We start from the raw sequence: 15,653 nt of genomic DNA on the forward strand, positions 1-15,653 counted from the left end.
AGAGAAAAGGAAGGTATGTCAATGAAATTTTTTTCCTTTTCCGAACGGAGCACAATTATAATTTCTTTACACTGTCTTGCTTGAATTTTGAATCAATTAAGCATCATACGAGTATGGAACCTTTAAAGTACATTTATTCCGACAAGTTTATTTCCGCATTATCACAATCCCTCGTGTTTGCTTATCAAGAGTTAGATGCAAAGGGGTTCAAAAAAGAGATTTTTTCTTCTCCTTGGGAAAATTTAGAGCTAAAGGAAAGAATGTCTCGTATCTCCGATACCATCATAGAGTTCCTTCCGAAAGATTTGGATCTGTTGTTTCCTATTTTGAAAGATACAATCGATCATCTTAGAAAAGAAGGAACTCAGGATTTTAACTTTGCACATATGTTTTTTCCAGAAATCGTTCAGAAAGCGGGGCTTTCTGATTTTGAAAAGAGCATGAAAGCTTTGGAATTCATTACTGTTTTCGCAAGCGCCGAATTTGCCATTCGAAGTTTTTATCTGCATTACCCCGAAAAAACAAACAAACAAATGTTATCTTGGTCCAAACACAAACATCCTATGGTCAGAAGACTTGCCAGTGAAGGCAGCCGACCTCTTCTTCCTTGGGCGATGGGAGTTCCCGATATCAAAAAACGTCCCGAACAAAGTTTGACCATATTGGAAAATCTTTGGGACGATGAAAATGAAATCGTAAGAAGAAGCGTTGCCAACCATCTAAATGATATTTCTAAAATAAATCCTGACATCACATGGAGCTTTTGTAAACCTAAGTTTGGTAAGTCGAAAGAAACGGATAAATCCTTAAAACATGCCTTGCGAACCTTGTTGAAAAAAGGAAACAAAGAAATATTAAGTGCTTATTCTTATGACATTAAATGGAAACCGACAAAACTACAATTGAAACTACCTGCAAAAGAAGTTTCCGTCGGAAAAAAATTAGAATTCGAAATCAAGGTCTTTCATAAAGAGAAAAAAAGCAAAAAAATCAGAACGGAATACGTCGTATCTTTTCTTCTTGCGAACGGGAAATGGGGGAATAAGGTATTTCAATTGGGAGATAAGGAGTTGGTTCCGGGAGAAACTTTGGAAATTAAAAAATCCCATTCCTTCGCTCCCATCACCACTCGCACCTATTATCCCGGCAAACACCAATTAACTATTGTCATCAATGGAAACGAAGTTGCCAAACAATCCTTCGAGTTGAAAAAGGGAAAGAAGTGAATCGAAAAATCGTTTCTTTCTTTTTTGTATTTTTCTTTTTTTCCAGATGTTCCGTCTATTATTTAGGTGATTCTCCCCGACCTGTCCTCACAGGTAAAATCGACAAAGAAGTCAGCTACGAATTGGTGGGTTGGGACGGAAAAGAAAATAAAGATGAATCGGCAGTCTTTTTAGAAGCGCTGCATCGCTCCCAAAGATTCAAAAAAATATCTTCTTATATCAAATCCGATTCCGAAATGAAAATCCAAATCATTCTGGATTCCTCTTCCCGAAATAAATTATTTTTCGGAGAAGACCCTCGCCCTGTTTCTCTGATGGTAGAAGAAAAACCAGGGACTTATTCTCTTTTTCTGATCAATCGCATTTTGGCGGTGCAAACCGCCCTTATCATACCCATCTTACAAAAGTCAGACGATCAAATTATGTTTCGAGTTTGGAAGAAAAACAGAATCTCAGGTGAATATTCCTATCGTATGGATTCTTTGCAGGTGTTCGGTTGGGTTTCTCTTCTAGTGAGATGGAACGACGATCGAAAGAAAATGGAAACCTATTACACCAATTTGGTGTATCGTTTTTTGGAAGATTCCCAAGGTGTTTTCGAATGAAATTTCTCAAATTCAATCTGTTTCTTTTTCTATCGGTTCTTCTTTTAGAGCAATGTGCTGCTTTCGTGAAAGATCCAGACCTTCAATTTCAGAAAGGAAAACTACCCGGCACTGTTCCCATTCGAATCGTGTTTACAGGTTTTGCTCGTTACGAGAAAGAAAAACAATCTTTGAAACAATCGATATTGAAATCGGGCTTTTCGGAAGATACAAAATCCGATTTGCTTTTGGAAGTAGTATTGGAAGAGATCAATCCCGAATACGAATCCATCGGTTTGCATCGTTTGAATATTTTAGCGACTGTATTTTCTGCAGGGATCTTTCCTTACCAAATCAATACGAATCACTTACTTAGTTTTCGTTATTCGGATTCTGAAAAAAACATAAGAGAGTCGGAATTCAAAACTACTCTCAGCCAATGGAGAGGATTTTCTATGATTTTTTTCTCACCGTTTTATTGGCCTTCTTCCTCTTTTGGAACATTATTGCTGCAAACCTGGTCGGAAGAGGTGAAATATCTGTGAAATCCAAAGTGTATTCTATTTTCGTATTATGTTTTTTATTTTTCTTTTCATCTGACTGTCGTTTGATGAAAAGAAAAAAGACAGTTCCTGCTACCGACTTTATCACGGAAACCCTAGAGCTTCAGGGAAAAACTAGATCCTATCATATTCATTATCCTCAAAATAAAGCGGTGGTTGAAAAAAAACTGCCTCTTCTTTTCGTGTTGCACGGTCGTTTGGGAACGGGGCGTCAAATTATGGAACAATCCCGATTCAATGATTTGGCAGATGAAGAAGGTTTTATTGTAGTATATCCCGACGGATACAGCAGAAGTTGGGCGGATGGAAGAGGAAACACTCCTGCGGATCGGGAAAAAATCAATGATGTACTTTTTCTGGAAACTGTACTTCAAAATCTGATCCGAAAAGGTTCCGTGGATCCTTCCAGAGTTTTTATGGTCGGTCATTCTAACGGTGGTTTTATGACACAAAGAATGTCAGTAGACCGTTCTTCTCTTTTCAAGGGAACAGCGAGTGTTGCAGCCCAATTGAGCATTGCCGTATTAAAGAACGGGGAACCTTCTTCTCCTTTGTCAGTAGCTCTTTTTTCGGGAACGGGTGATCCTCTCGTTCCTTATTATGGTGGTTATGTGAGAGACGGAGGGGAAATCATAGGAGCGGAAGACACTATAGATCGTTGGAAAAAATGGAATCGTTGCTCCGACTCTGTCGTTGTTTCTGAAAAAGATACTTCCGATGACGGAACTTCTCTAGAAATTCGAACCTATTCTACCTGTGCAAAAGGAACTAAAGTCCGCCTTTATAAGATCAAAGAAGGGGGACATGCTTGGCCGGGGCAAAAACAAAATGTCCCTTTCGTGGATATGGGAAAACCGACTTATGAATTGGATGCTGCGAAAGAAGTCTGGGAGTTCTTTAAGTCTTTATGAGTTCTGAAAAAAAAATAGCATTCGTAACAGGAGCTTCCCGAGGGATCGGACTTGCCATTTCTCAAAAATTGGTCTCTATGGGGCATTATGTTTTGGGCGTTTCCAGAACTCCGGAAACATGTTCTTGGAAACACGATTCTTTCGAACTTCTTTCTTTGGATCTTAGAGATACGAAACAAATTCAAGGGTTTTTAAAAGAACGCAAAGAGACATTCAAAAACTTGAATGTTGTGGTTCATAATGCCGGAGTTGGTTATTTTTCTCCATTGGAAGAACTTTCCTGGCAACAAATCCAAGATATGATCTCTCTTCATCTGACTGCACCTATGCTCATCACCAATTCGTTGTTAAGGGATTTGAAATCCAACAGGGGCAGAGTGTTTTTGATAGGTTCCATTGCGGGAACGAAAGTATCTCCTTGGGGAAACGTATATGGAGCGACAAAGGCAGGGCTCATTCATTTCGGAAAAGAAATGTTTCAAGAGCTTCGTAAATCGGGCGTTAGAGTGACAAACATCATTCCCGATCTTACCCGTTCCGAATTTTATAACGAACTTTCTTTTACTACGGAAGAAGATTCCAAAGCTTATCTTTTGCCGGAATGCATTGCAAGTGCACTAGAAACAGTGATGTTACAGAGGGAGGGAACGGTTGTATCCGAAATTTTGATCCAACCGGAGTTGTTTAAAATTAAAAAGAAGGAAAAGTAAATTAAACCCTAGGTATATCTTCTTCCGTTGGATCGTCGGTTAAACCTTCCACGGGAATCATAGGAATATCATCTGCAGAAGGAGGAGGCGCTTCCTCTGGCTCGGAGGAAGAAGCAGTGATCCCTTTTTTCTCATCATCTTCTCTTTTTTTAATCGCTCTAATTTTAGAATCGGTTTCGTAAAGGCGTTCGATGACTCTCTTTAAAAGTAAAAAAAGAAATTCAGGGCTTTCCTGGCTCATTTTTACAAACGAACCTCTGTTAATGATTCCTAGTTTTGCGTATTCAGAAACGGTAACGATCGAAGCGGCTCTGGGACTGTTATTGATGATCGCCATTTCTCCGAAAAACTCTCCGGGAAGAATGCTTCTGAGTTTGGAGTGTTTTCCGTCGATGTGTTTGTAGATATCTAACTGGCCTTCGAATAAAAAGAACATAGCTCCGTTGGAAGGTACTCCTTCCTTAAACAAAACTTCACCTCGTTTGATGGTGATCATGCTGAGTTTAGCCAGTGATTCTTTAAGTCCCATCGATCTCCGTTAACTCCTTGAGTTTCTGTTCTGCTTCAATTAAACGTTCAACGTAAGTTTGTAACAAGGCGTACACGAACATGGGGTTCGAGTTTGCGATTTTGATCAGATTTTGTTTGTCCAGAATTCCCAATTGTGCTCTATCCGATTCGATAAAAACGGTCATGGTTCTGGGGTGTGCGGAGATCAGTGCGATTTCTCCGAAGAACTCTCCAGTAGAAAGTTTTCTCACTTCTTGGAAATTTCTTTGATCCGGCGAACCCATTCCAACGGAAAGAGTGCCGCTTAATATAAAATACATTTTCTCGTTAGACGGTTCTCCTTCTCTGACGATGATTTCTCCCTTCTTAAAGGACTTCGTCGGAACCGTGTTTACGAAATCAAAAATATTGATTCTATTTTCTTTCTTAGGAATGGACATTAAGTGCCGTGATAAATCTCAACTAATTCTTCGATGTTTTTCTCTTCCGCATAACGTAGAGCTGATTTTCCGGTAGTATCTTCCAATTTAGGGTTTCCCCCGTGGAGTAGAAAGATTCTTCCTATCTCTAAAATGGAATCTCTTTTACCAGGATCGAACTGAAGTGCGAGTTCGGAAAGTATAGTTTTCCCTGATTTATCCGTGAGGTTCAAATTTGCTTTCCGATCTACTAGGAAAAGTACTAATTTTTTATCTATATCTGCCTGAGAGGACTCTTTCGCTTGTAAAAATCGAACCACTGCCTTTCTCAGTATGGTTTGGCCGTTGTTATCTGCCGCATCAATTTCCGCTCCATGACTTAGAAGTAAAGAGATTAGATCCGTATTGTATTTGTTTGATGCTATATGTAGAGCGGATAATCCTTGTTTGTTTTTGTCATTTGGGTTCACTCCTTTTGTTAGAAGTAGTTTGGTGGTTTCCAAAGCGTTTTTTTGATCTTTTTTATCCATCTCTTGTTTTGCAAGAGTCATCACTAAAGTTTCTTCGTCTTTATTCTTTTCTAGGGGATCCGCTTTTTTATTTAATAGAAGTTTTGCGATAGAAAATTGTTTTGTCGACAACGCCAAACGAAGAGGAGTTTCTTTTTCTTGTGTAGTTAAAGAATGAATGTCCGCATTTCGTTTCAGCAGTTCTTCTAAGACTTGCATGTTTCCTTGTTTGATTGCGATATGAACGGGTTCGTACCCTTCCGAGGAACGCCAATTCAGATCGGCTCCGTTTTTAATAAGAAAAATCGTAAGAGGGTGTTTCGATGTTTCCAAAGATTCTTCCAGCGCCGATTTTCCTCCGCTGAGTTTTTGGTTGATGTCCGATTTGAAATCTAACAAAAGTTTGAGTGTGGAAGTGTCGTTTTTATGAAATGCGATTTCGAATAAGGTTTGGTTTTCTTTGCCTTTTAGATCCGCAGACAGTCCTTTTTGAAGGAGCAATTTTAAAATCGAAGAATTGTTTTGTGAATATGCTTTGAAACTGAGAGGTTCATTTTTTTCATCCGTAATTTCCAGCTTTCCATTCCTTGCCAAAAGAAGTTCCAATCCTTGAGTAAAGGATTTTTCAATCGAAAGAGAAAGTGGAGTGATGGAGTTGTTGTCTCTCAGATTGGGATCGGATCCTGCATCCAGAAGTATCGTTGTCAGTTTTAGGTTTTTGGAATCGATCGCAGTGAAAATAGGAGTCCTTCCGGTTAATTCAGGTAAGTTGGGATCGGCTCCGCTTTGGATCAAATGGTTTATGGAATCGAATTTCGCCTTTTCTACTGCGAAAAACAAAGGTGATTTTCGAAGATTATTGCGAAGATTCACATCTGCATGACTTTCCACTAAGGTCTTTTGAACAGGTAAATTCGACTTTAATACCGCGATATGAAGAGGAGTGTTTCCTTCTCCGTCGTAAGCGTTCGTATCCGCCCCTTTTTCGATCAGAGATTTGATTTGGTTTGTAAAACGGGAAGTTACAAGATAGTGAAGCAGTGTTTTTCCCGTAAAATCCCTTCTGTTGAGATCCGCACCCGCAGCCACCAAACTATCGAATTGTTTTTGTTTTCCTTTTTCTACGGCTAACATCAATAAGGATTTCCCTTCCTCATCGGATGAGTTGGGATCTCCTCCTTTTTCTATGGCAAGGTCCAGATCTTTCGGAGTCCCTTTGAGGAGGATTTTTACCAGATCGGGTTTGTTTTCTTCGGAGGAAGAAGAGTTTACTTTTGATTTTGCGGATTCTAAATCGTTTTGTCCATATAACAACGGAAAGTTGAAGAAAAAAAGAAAATGAGAAAGAAGGATCAATTTAAATATATTATAAGAATTCATTTTTATCTTTATAGAGAAACCACATCTATTGGGAAGGATCGGTTTCTTCGAGTCGGCTTTGTGTAGAGGGGATGGGCAAAAAAAATAAAGATTCGGCTTACGATTTGCTTTTGATCTTTCATTCCCTCCTTTGCTCCCCTCTGAAAAAAATAGGGGTTTTTACGGATAGGTCAAGGTTTTTTGAAAATCGATCAGTCTTCTTCGGGGAGAAGAGGGGTGAGAAAGAAGGAAATGAACTCTAATTTGCCTCTCATTGAGGACTTATCGTAGATAGAAGCGGTCTGATTTTCTACTGTACGTAGACTTTTTTGACGAACTCCTGCGATTTGCTGATGGGAAAAACCTCTCAACAGTAGGATGGCGATTTCTTTTTCCGTATCCGTCAATTTCCATTCCTCCATCTGCGCACTCACTTCCTGCCAAAAACCGGAAGATGGATTTTTTAAAATGCGGTTCGTCCTTTTGAGATCGTGGATGACTGTTTGTGCCTGACCGTTTTCCCCCTCTTCTATCTTTAATTCTTTGTACAAAATGAAGATCGTAAGGAAGGAGGAGAGAGCAATGAAGGATTCTACGGTAGCTACCACAACCCGGTAGCGGTCGAAAATGTCCGGAGGACTCACCAAAGTATAGACTTCTTCCACAATCCAGAGCAGGAGTGAGAAAAAATAGAACCATAAGAATGGAATTCTGTATTGTCTGAGATTCATGAAACCTTTGGTTCTATCGATTTTGCTCAAACTAGGTCTGATTTCAAGGATATTCTTTAGTAGTTTTCCACAATTGCGGTGATCCTCCATTCCTTTGCCTCGGTTTTTCTGAGACAATGAGGGTATGAAACAAAAATTTTTGTCTCTTCTCGTTTTGGCCCTGACCCTCGGGGGATGTGTGGTACCTCCTGAAAGAACCACGAGCCGTTCCCAAAATCTTTATTTCCAGGTGGCGATTGGAAATTCGGAAAATGTCCGCAATTTATTACAAAGAGGATATAATCCGGATCTTCCCGAAGACACATACGACAGGATGACTCCTTTGATGGTCGCATCCAAGGAAGGACATGACGAAGTCGTCCGAGTCCTTTTGGCCTTTCGAGCCAATCCGAACGCCAAGTCTAGAAACGGACACACTGCACTCATGATGGCGGCATACAACCGCTACCCGAAAGTCGTCAAATTGCTCTTAGATGCAGGAGCGGATCCTAACATTCAATCCGACGCAGGTCACACCGCTTTATCCGAGATCCTGCTCACCGAAAAAGAGGAGATCGTCCATCTTTTGGAAGAGAAAGGAGCCAAATAATTTATGAAGGTTTGGCTTTTTTGCCTATTGTTCCTCTCAGGGGTTTTTGTTTTCGGAAACTGCTCCAACGTCAGCACGAGCAGATCCTCTTGCATCAACAGATGCAGTGCGGAACAGACGTTATGTTTTTTGGGTACTTACCAACAAACAAATATGGGAGGGACAGGATCTGCCTTACTTTGCACGGGATATTTTTTAGCCTGCGAATCTAAATGCCCTGGAGGCGGAGGAGGTACCACAACCAGAACGAGATCCAGCGGCTCTAGCACAAGAAGCAGCGGAGGAGGTGGTGGTGGTTCCGGAGGAGGGAGCAGCGGATCGGGCGGAGGCCATGGGGGCAGCGGCCACTGATATATTTCATTCCATTTGTCAGACCGAAACGAAGCGGAAAAAGAAGATGTGAAAACGCAAAAGGGATCACAGGGAATGAAAGGGATTCCCTTAGGTCTCGGTTTTGTAATCGGTCGATTTGGCTAAGGGCCTTCATCCAAGAGTTTTTTTACAATTCCCCTCATCCCTTTGCCATATAGGGACTCCACTTCTTGCAAAGTGACAAGGAAAGGATAGTCATCCGATCTTTGGCGAAATCGAATCTCTTCGGGGAATGAATAAGACTGGCAAACATCTCTGCAAAACACCAGCGAATAGTCGTTTGTTGTTTGTGTAGGATAAAGATAAAGCCCGTATTCGCTTCGAATCATTGGAGGGCCGAACGTTTCAATGCGGGAAGGAAAGGTTCTTGCGAAAGAATCCAAATAAGCAGCCAGAACGAATTCGTTCATTCCCTCGTAAATTTCCACACCTATTTTAGGATTCCCATCAAATGCAAGTTTGCTGGCAATCTTTAGGCTGTCCCAAAAGCCGACCGCTTCCGAATTGTGATTTTTTCGGATTTCAGGATAAGGGTATTTGATTTTTTTGAGAACCTTGTTTTTCGCTTCTGCGCCTAAAGTTTGTTCAATGAGGATGAGGGTTGCTTCTACGGCAGATGAAACTCCTGCGGAGGAAATTAAATTTCTGTCTTTGGTGAATTTAAGATCTTTTTTCCAATCCAGATCCGGATATTTTTTTTCCAAATCGGCTCTGGAGCTGGCGTGAGTCGTAATTTGATACTTTGAGAATTGTTTGGATTCTCCTATGATTTTCGCTCCTTCGCAGATGGAGAGGAATTGTTTGTCCGTATTGGATTTTATGAAGTTCAAAATCAAAGGATCTGTTTCATGGAAGACAGCAGGAAGTATGATGATGTCCGGTTTTAAGGAAAGATCTTGGAGGCTGAGATGAGGTTGTAAAAAAATTCCCTTCCAAACGGAAACAGGTTTTCCCGTTTGAGAAGCGATTTGAACGTCTATCTGTCCCGTTGCGGAAAGCAGATAAAAAGGAATGAGTAGATCTGTGATTTCAGTGCCTTTTTCGTCCGCAATCAAAATCGCTTTTTTTCTTTTGGAAGTAGGATTCGGTGAGTATCGATGAGAGATCGAAGCAGGAGGCTCTTCCGTTTTTTGAAACTCATCTAACTGAGCACAGTCGATGATAAAAACGGATAGTAGAAGAAGATAAAGAAGTTTCACGATTACCCTGCTTGTCTGTATATGATTTTGGCGCCTATTTTTAGGTTTCTATACAATTCTAAAAACGATTCATTAGGAACAAGTCCTTCTTCGTCTCTGGAGAACTCAGGTCTCAGTCTTTTGAGATAATACATTCCCATTTCTCCTTTGTTTTTTGCAGGGATTTTTCCCCTGTATTCGCATTGGAAAAATCGTTTCACTTTATCGTAAGTCTCTTCGGAAAGATTGATCTCTCCCGGGGAACTGGAACTTTCCATTCTACTGGCCACATTCACTGTGTCTCCCCATACATCATAAGCGAATTTCGTTTTCCCCACGATGCCTGCAACTACGGAACCCGTGTGAATTCCCACACGAATCTCCCAGAATGTTTGGCCTAACATCTCTTTTACGGTTTTGATCTGCTTCATAAAGGATTTGATTTCCATAGCAAACAAACAAGCGTCCACAGGATGAGTGAAGTTTCCTTGAGGAAGACCTCCCGCAGCCATATAAGAGTCTCCGATTGTTTTCAACTTTTCGAAGTTATGCCTTACCGCAATGTCATCGAATTGGGAAAAACATGCATCCAACTGATCGATCAAATCTTCAGGAGAGAGTGCTTCTGCGGAAGATGTGAAGTTTTTGAAATCGGTAAAAAGGATGGTGGCGGATTCGTATTCCATAGGAACGACTTCTCCTTTCTCCATCAGTTCTTCTGCAAGTTCTCCCGGCAGGATATTCTTTAAGAATCGAATCGTTTTTTCTTTCTGGAATTCAAGATCTTTCAGAAGATTCGAGTTGTGAATGGCACCTGCTACATGTTCGCAGAAAGAGTTGATTTCGATCAACTCGTCTTGGTTCCAACTGATTCCTCCTGTAAGTCTTGTGACACAGATGATTCCAATGGTTTTGTTTTGTACTACCAAAGGGATTTGTGCGAAAGATTCCAAATCGAACGCATCGATGATCTTTTTGTCATAAGTAGAAAGTTTGTCAACGGAAGGGATCTTCTTCAAAAAGACAGGTTTCTTTTTGACAAAGGTGCGGTAAAGAGAGCCGGCCTCTTGTTTGAGAGGAACGTAAAAGTTTTTGAGAAAATTCGTTACCAATAAACCTTTGTTAAATATTTCTTTCGAAGGTAAAAAAGGGACTAGTCCGTCCCTTTTTTCATCCACAAGAAGGATGAATCCAAGCTCCACTCTATGATTAGATTTTAAAAATTGAAATACTTCCGAGATGATGTCGTCGATTTTACTGAAGGAGTTGATCTTGCGGACGAGCCTATATAAGGATTCCAATTTTTGACGATTGGTTTCCAGAAGGTTTTTTTCACTTTGGATCTTTCTGTTTCTATCTTCCAATTCATCCAATAAGAATCCGGTTTCGATCGAACCTGCGACGTAATCTCCGATGATTTTGATCTGATTGATCTCTTGTTCGTTGAGTTTTAAATTTCCTGAATAATCGAAAAGATCCAAAGTTCCGATGAAGTTTTGTCTCAGATACAATGGTACAATCAGCAAAGAACGGAGGTTTACCGAATTTTTGTTTTCTAATTCTACTCCGGAAGTTTGGTATTTCTCCAAGTCTTCGATGAAAAAACTTCTTTTCCTTTTCCATGCATACGCATGGGCATATTTTGTAACCGTCTCCGAGCTGATCGGGATTTGTCTCGATTTGATCCCTTCTTTTTTCTCTTCAGAGATATTATGAGGGAAATTACTATCGTAGAACACCAGTTCGTTGGTTTCCTGTCGAAACGTGTAAAGAACGTAATGAGGAACCTGGTATTTGTCTTTAAAATATTTCGCTAAAATGACCAGTATATCTTTCAGATGTCTGCAGGAGTTGATTTCTCTCAGAAGAGAATCTAAGTCTGTCAACTGGGAATACGATCTGTACAGTTTGTCGGAAAACTCGTCCGATTTGTACTGAAGGTTCTTCATTACATTTTCTTTATCCTGCATCGCTTTTTCTTTCGCTTCCAATTGAGAAACGAAGTCTTGGATGGTTTTGTCTTTTTTATCCAGAACCCTATAGAGTTTTAGAATAAAAAGAAAAACGGAAAAAAGTAAAATGGATGTGAGAGTGAGTATTTCCAGCATCTCTAACCTTCTACTTCAGTAAAATTCTCGCTCCGCGTTTCTGCTGAGTGTAAAGTCTTTCGAAAGTATCGTTGGGGCGAGTTCCTGTTTCGTCGGATAAATCGGGTCTTAGGCTTTTGAGTTCATAAACGGGAATGGCATCCCCTTCATAAGTATTTAAGTTTCTTTGGTTGTCGAATACGAAAAGTCGTTTCACTTTTTCCATTGTATCCGCAGAAACATTGATAGGCGAAGGATGTCCTCCTCTTCGGATGGCTTGAGTTTGGGTGACCGTTTTTCCCCAAACATCGTAACTGAATTTCGATTTACCGATCACTCCCGCCACTACAGGTCCGCTGTGGATCGCTATCGTGATGCTGGAAGGTTGAAATGCGATGTCGGGAAACTCTTCTCTCAAACGATCCGCTTCTTCTCTGATTTTCAGAGCAGCCAGACAAACATCGATTTGGTGAGTGAAATTCCCCAGAGGCAAACCGCCTGCTGCGACGTACATATCTCCCGTCATTTTCAGTTTTTCCAAATTATTGGATTTGATGATTTCATCGAAACGCGAGAAATAAAGATCCAAACCTTCGATCAATTCTTCAGGAGTGAGAAGGGAAGTCATTTGAGAGAACCCTGGAAAACTGGTCATCAGCATGGTGACGTTTTCGAATTCCACCGGATTCACTCTTCCTTTTCTTTGCAGTTCTTCCGCTACGTTTTTAGGAAGGATGTTGAGAAGAAGAGAATCGGATTTACGTTTTTCTTCTTCGATTTTATTCATAAGGAAGTTATTGTTGATGGCGCTTGCAATATGTTCCGAAACACCTACGATGGAAACGATCTCTTCCTTTTTTAAGGACTTCTCTTCGTTGAAAATTCCAAAAACCGCCATCGCAACCACTTGATCGTTATTGATCAGTGGCGAAATTAACATCGATTTGGCGTTAGAGCGGGAAACGATTTCTTTATCTATGGAGTAAGGGAAGGTTTTAGGAACCTTCTTCATATAGAAGAATTTTTTTCTCTTATAACATCGGTAAACGAATCCGCCGGATTCGTTCAAAGGGAATCTAAGCCCTTTGAAATAACTTACATTTTCATCCGCTAAAAGATCGAATCCTGAATGGTTTAAATAACGGAATTCTTTGAATTCGTTGTCCAAGTAAAACAAAACACAGTTTTGGATTTGATAGTTTTGTTTGATGAATTCGAAGATCTCTCCCAAAATCCCTTCCAGGTTGGTGAGAGAGTTGATGTTCTTTGCGAACTCATTTAGTTTCTGAATTTCCGATCTGGCAAGTTCCGATTTTTTTCTTTCCGCTTCCGTCATTTGAAGCAGAAGCGAGTTTTGAATGGCACCAGCGATCTGATCGCAGAATCCCGAAATTCTTCTTAGATCGTCTCTCGAAAGAGAAAGAGGTTTTTGGTAGGATGTGAAATAAGCCATACCTATGACCTTGTTTTGAACGATCAAAGGAACCATCACAAATGAACTTAACTCTAGTTTTGTGATGATTTCCTTGTCCGAAGGATAAATCAAATCTTTCGGAATTTTAGGAAGATAGATCGGTTTTTTGCGGAGATAACTTTTGTAAACATATCCTCCGTTTTCGTTCAAAGGAACGGTGAAGGATCTTGCGAATTTAATATGTTCCGGTTTGGACAACTCCGGAATGGTAGAACTGTATGTATAAAATTCTTGTTTCGTTTCATCCTTCAATTGCAGGATGGTCGCTTCTATCCCGAATGTTTTTAAGACATAGTCGAACATATCTTCTATGATTCGGGGAAGTTGGGATTCCGAATTGATCTTTTTCGTGAAATCGTTCAGTTGCACCACTTCGTTTTTTACGATTTCCATTTCTGCTTTGGAAATCTCCGCAAGGTTTCTTTCCTGATTCAATGTTTCAATTAACATTGAATTGGTGACTGCCGTGGCAATCGACTCAGCAGTGCTTTCCGCGATATGAAGATCCTGACCGGAAAAAATGGAATTTTCTTTCACTGTGAATAAGGTAAGAAGTGCGATGATTTTCCCTTGGGAAACAAGAGGGAGAATCATTCCCGGATGATTGCCGATCATGCTCAAAAAATGTTTATTGGATTGGCTGAGTTTTCCGTCTCTGATTTTGGAATAACGGAAAGGTTTGTTTCTTTTGTAGACCAGATAAAGCAAACCTGCATCTTCATCCATTGTGAAACTGAGTCCTTTCAGTTTCGATTCCAAGTCGTGTTCGAACTTAGGAGATAAAACGGATTTATGATAGACGATCGATTTTTTTTTGTCGTCCACCAAAAACAAAACCATCGAATCGCAAGCTACTTCTTCCTGTAGATATTCGTACGCTTTCAGTAGGATGGAATCCAAGTCCAAACTGGAATTCAGCGCTTTGGCGAATTCGTTGAGCCTCTGGATGTTTTCTTTTGATACTTTCAGTTCTTTCGTTCTCTCTACGACCAAATCCTCCAAACCTTCTTTCAGGGTATTCAGCTGTTCGTTGGAGGTTTCCAAATTCTCTTTCAGTTTTTCGATCGATTGATAGGCACGAGTGAATCCGTAGGAAAGAATATAACCTTGGAACAGAATGAATCCTAAAAACCCGAAAGGAGTGAGGTCCATCGTGTTAATTACGTTATTATGATATAATATATCGTTGATTAAGGAAAGAAAAACGAAGATAAATCCCACCAAAGACAAACTGGCGCCCACTTTATCCGTACGGAATGCTTTTAAGATTCCGTAGATGATGCGGATGCATACTAGAATCGTCAAAAGTTGGAAGTAAGGCGCATAAGATGCGAATTCATGAACGGGAAATAATAAAGAAAAGATAAAAGGAAAAATCGCCAGTTCCAAAGCCCAAATTCCTTTTTTGCCTATCGTATCAGGGAACACCAAGTGATAGAAATAGGCGAAAACGGCAGTAGCGATGTAAAGAGTGGAAAACTCCAAACGGATCAGGATATCCATAGGAAGGTTCGGTAGAATGCTCGTTAACACTCGTTCGCCTGTCGTTAAAATCCTTAAAACGAGAAAAAGGCTGAAGAGGGAAATGAACAAACTGGCTTTGTCTTGTCTTCTCATGAAAAAAAGACCGAAATGATACAATGCCCAAAGGAAGATGCTTCCTGCGATGAAAGAAGTGAGTTGGTATTTTCCGTTCAATTTGCTGTAGAGTTGTCTTCTGTCTCCCAGTTCCGAACTCTCCCAAAATCCCCCTTTGGAGTAATGGAAGTTAGCTACTTCGAAAATGATTTCCACTTCTCCCGAAAGATCTTCCAATTCGATCAAAGCGGGTTTATAAGAAGGATTAAAATCCTGTTTGGTGGTTGCAAACTTTCCTTCTTCATGGATCATCTTCCCGTTCAGATAAAGTCTGTAAGCTGAGGATAAATCCATATTATGGATGGAGAGGGGAGGCGGGTTTTTAGGTAAAAGAAGTTTGAGTTTGTATGTGGCGTATCCGAACGCTTCGAGATCTTTCCCTTCCCAAGAGGCTCCCTTCCAAGAAGAGGGAACGGACATATAGATGAATTTAGATTCTGTGCCTAGATCTCGATCGAGTAAAATTCCTTGTCTGGTTTCGTTCCAATAGAATTCCCAATCCCCGTCTAACGGAACAAGACCGTCGCGGGAAAAATCCCAATCCCTTAGATCTAAAACTCCGTCGCGAGCTTGAGGAGGAGGCGTACCCATTTTTTGACAACTTGTAAAGACAAGGAAAAGGGAAGAAAGCACGATCAGGGCGGACATCTTGCAGTCTATATATCTCTTCATCGCAGACATCTATGCTAATCCTGCTGGTCGTGAGGAAAAGGAAAAAACGGCAGCCCTAACTTTTATTTGCCTGGAATCATCGTCAGAGAAGGAAAGATCTTGTACGGATTGTAACGATTTC

Annotated in this window: 14 protein-coding genes; 7 read left to right on the forward strand and 7 right to left on the reverse strand. The window is 40.5% G+C overall.

Annotated features, from left to right (window positions below; all coding sequences use genetic code 11):
- Positions 1–113: 113 nt before the first annotated feature.
- The 5 genes from EHS15_RS11025 to EHS15_RS11045 are packed head-to-tail and all read left to right on the forward strand — an operon-like array spanning position 114 to position 3,994.
- Positions 114–1,226, forward strand: a complete 1,113-nt coding sequence (locus EHS15_RS11025; protein ID WP_135760626.1) for a DNA alkylation repair protein — start codon at positions 114–116, stop codon at positions 1,224–1,226.
- The gene (locus EHS15_RS11030; protein WP_135760627.1) at positions 1,223–1,831 is read left to right on the forward strand and encodes a hypothetical protein; all 609 of its coding nucleotides are present in this window, start codon (positions 1,223–1,225) and stop codon (positions 1,829–1,831) included. The genes EHS15_RS11025 and EHS15_RS11030 overlap by 4 nt, the downstream gene beginning before the upstream one ends.
- Positions 1,828–2,355, forward strand: coding sequence for a hypothetical protein (locus tag EHS15_RS11035; RefSeq protein WP_135760628.1), 528 nt, complete (start codon positions 1,828–1,830; stop codon positions 2,353–2,355). The genes EHS15_RS11030 and EHS15_RS11035 overlap by 4 nt, the downstream gene beginning before the upstream one ends.
- Complete coding sequence (locus EHS15_RS11040; RefSeq protein WP_167884212.1) at positions 2,352–3,284, forward strand: extracellular catalytic domain type 1 short-chain-length polyhydroxyalkanoate depolymerase; 933 nt, start codon at positions 2,352–2,354, stop codon at positions 3,282–3,284. Before EHS15_RS11035 ends, EHS15_RS11040 begins: the two co-directional genes overlap by 4 nt.
- Positions 3,281–3,994, forward strand: a complete 714-nt coding sequence (locus tag EHS15_RS11045) for an SDR family oxidoreductase (RefSeq protein WP_135760630.1) — start codon at positions 3,281–3,283, stop codon at positions 3,992–3,994. Before EHS15_RS11040 ends, EHS15_RS11045 begins: the two co-directional genes overlap by 4 nt.
- A 1-nt stretch (position 3,995) precedes the next feature.
- On the opposite strand, the gene EHS15_RS11050 is transcribed toward EHS15_RS11045, so the two are convergent.
- The 4 genes from EHS15_RS11050 to EHS15_RS11065 form a co-directional block, all read right to left on the reverse strand.
- Positions 3,996–4,523, reverse strand: coding sequence for a Crp/Fnr family transcriptional regulator (locus EHS15_RS11050; RefSeq protein ID WP_135760631.1), 528 nt, complete (start codon positions 4,521–4,523; stop codon positions 3,996–3,998).
- Complete coding sequence (locus EHS15_RS11055) at positions 4,513–4,944, reverse strand: Crp/Fnr family transcriptional regulator (protein ID WP_135760632.1); 432 nt, start codon at positions 4,942–4,944, stop codon at positions 4,513–4,515. Before EHS15_RS11055 ends, EHS15_RS11050 begins: the two co-directional genes overlap by 11 nt.
- Entirely contained in the window at positions 4,944–6,812 is a 1,869-nt protein-coding gene (locus tag EHS15_RS11060) for an ankyrin repeat domain-containing protein (protein WP_246052090.1), read from the reverse strand. The genes EHS15_RS11055 and EHS15_RS11060 overlap by 1 nt, the downstream gene beginning before the upstream one ends.
- 191 nt (positions 6,813–7,003) lie before the next feature.
- Positions 7,004–7,552, reverse strand: a complete 549-nt coding sequence (locus EHS15_RS11065) for a helix-turn-helix transcriptional regulator (protein ID WP_246052092.1) — start codon at positions 7,550–7,552, stop codon at positions 7,004–7,006.
- Between the two features lie 94 nt (positions 7,553–7,646).
- Here EHS15_RS11065 and EHS15_RS11070 point away from each other — a divergent pair, with 94 nt between their 5' ends.
- Both EHS15_RS11070 and EHS15_RS11075 read left to right on the forward strand, forming a co-directional pair.
- Positions 7,647–8,111 carry an ankyrin repeat domain-containing protein gene (locus EHS15_RS11070; RefSeq protein ID WP_135760634.1) on the forward strand — a complete coding sequence of 155 codons (465 nt, stop codon included), beginning with the start codon at positions 7,647–7,649 and terminating at the stop codon, positions 8,109–8,111.
- Positions 8,112–8,114: 3 nt separating this feature from the next.
- Complete coding sequence (locus EHS15_RS11075) at positions 8,115–8,462, forward strand: hypothetical protein (protein WP_135760635.1); 348 nt, start codon at positions 8,115–8,117, stop codon at positions 8,460–8,462.
- A gap of 122 nt (positions 8,463–8,584) precedes the next feature.
- Here the strand turns inward: EHS15_RS11075 and EHS15_RS11080 are convergent, their stop codons facing one another.
- The 3 genes from EHS15_RS11080 to EHS15_RS11090 are packed head-to-tail and all read right to left on the reverse strand — an operon-like array spanning position 8,585 to position 15,451.
- Positions 8,585–9,682 carry a DJ-1/PfpI family protein gene (locus EHS15_RS11080; protein WP_167884213.1) on the reverse strand — a complete coding sequence of 366 codons (1,098 nt, stop codon included), beginning with the start codon at positions 9,680–9,682 and terminating at the stop codon, positions 8,585–8,587.
- Positions 9,683–9,684: 2 nt separating this feature from the next.
- Positions 9,685–11,769, reverse strand: coding sequence for an adenylate/guanylate cyclase domain-containing protein (locus tag EHS15_RS11085; RefSeq protein WP_135760637.1), 2,085 nt, complete (start codon positions 11,767–11,769; stop codon positions 9,685–9,687).
- 10 nt (positions 11,770–11,779) lie between these two features.
- A complete protein-coding gene (locus EHS15_RS11090; RefSeq protein ID WP_246052093.1) occupies positions 11,780–15,451 on the reverse strand; it encodes an adenylate/guanylate cyclase domain-containing protein in 3,672 nt (1,223 codons plus the stop codon).
- Between the last annotated feature and the right edge of the window lie 202 nt (positions 15,452–15,653).

This window comes from Leptospira idonii, assembly GCF_004770995.1.
In the GTDB taxonomy this organism is placed as follows: domain Bacteria; phylum Spirochaetota; class Leptospiria; order Leptospirales; family Leptospiraceae; genus Leptospira_A; species Leptospira_A idonii.